This is a genomic window from Bradyrhizobium forestalis, assembly GCF_002795245.1.
In the GTDB taxonomy this organism is placed as follows: Bacteria; Pseudomonadota; Alphaproteobacteria; order Rhizobiales; family Xanthobacteraceae; genus Bradyrhizobium; species Bradyrhizobium forestalis.
Genome location: NZ_PGVG01000124.1, coordinates 1 through 826 on the forward strand (window position 1 = coordinate 1; position 826 = coordinate 826).

General features: G+C 60.8%; 1 protein-coding gene. It reads right to left on the reverse strand.

Annotated elements, in window-relative coordinates:
• A partial coding sequence (tnpC, locus tag CVM73_RS38770) for an IS66 family transposase (protein WP_146006758.1) occupies positions 1 to 826 on the reverse strand: 826 nt, incomplete at both ends.

An 826-nucleotide genomic window follows, 5' to 3' on the forward strand; every position in this document is an offset into this window, starting at 1 on the left:
CAAGCCAAGCGAACGGATCGACGTTGTTCATTTTCGCCGTCTGCAGCAGCGTTGCGATGGTCGCCCAGGTTCGTCCGCCGCCGTCGCTGCCAGCGAAGAGGCTATTCTTTCTCGTGATTGTTTGTGGCCTGATGGCGCGTTCGACGATATTGGAGTCGAGCTCGATGCGGCCATCGGTCAGGAAGCGTTCGAAGATGGCACGGCGTGAGACGGCATAACGGATCGCCTCAGCCAGTTTTGATTTGCCGGAGATCCGCCGCAAGGTCTGCTGCCAGAGATCGAAGAGATCTGCGACGATCGCCGCGGAGGCTTGCTGACGCGCGGCAACGCGGGTGTCGGGGTTTTGACCGCGCACGGATTTCTCGACCTGCCAGAGCCTTGCCATCCGCTCGACCGTCGCCGTTGCCACCTCTGAGCTTCCTGCAACATGCAGCTCGTAGAACTTGCGCCTGCAGTGTGACCAGCAGCCAGCCAATCTGATGCCATCATTGCCGCGATCGGATCGCGCGAGCTTGTTATAGGCGGCGTAGCCATCCACTTGCAGGATGCCGCGATAACCATTGAGATGGCGGACCGCGCATTCGCCGGCGCGGCTGTCTTCGAAGCGATAAGCCACCATCGGCGGACCGTTGCGGCCAAAGGTTCGGTCATCCCTGGCATAGGCCCATAAGTAGGCCGTCTTTGTCGATCCGGAGCCGGGAGCGAGCGTCGGCAAGGTGGTTTCGTCGGCAAAGACCCGTTCGGCCTTCTTGACCTCGCTGAAGATGTAGTCGGCCATGATCTCGAGCTCGAAGCCGAGCTTGCCCATCCATTGCGCCATCAGCTG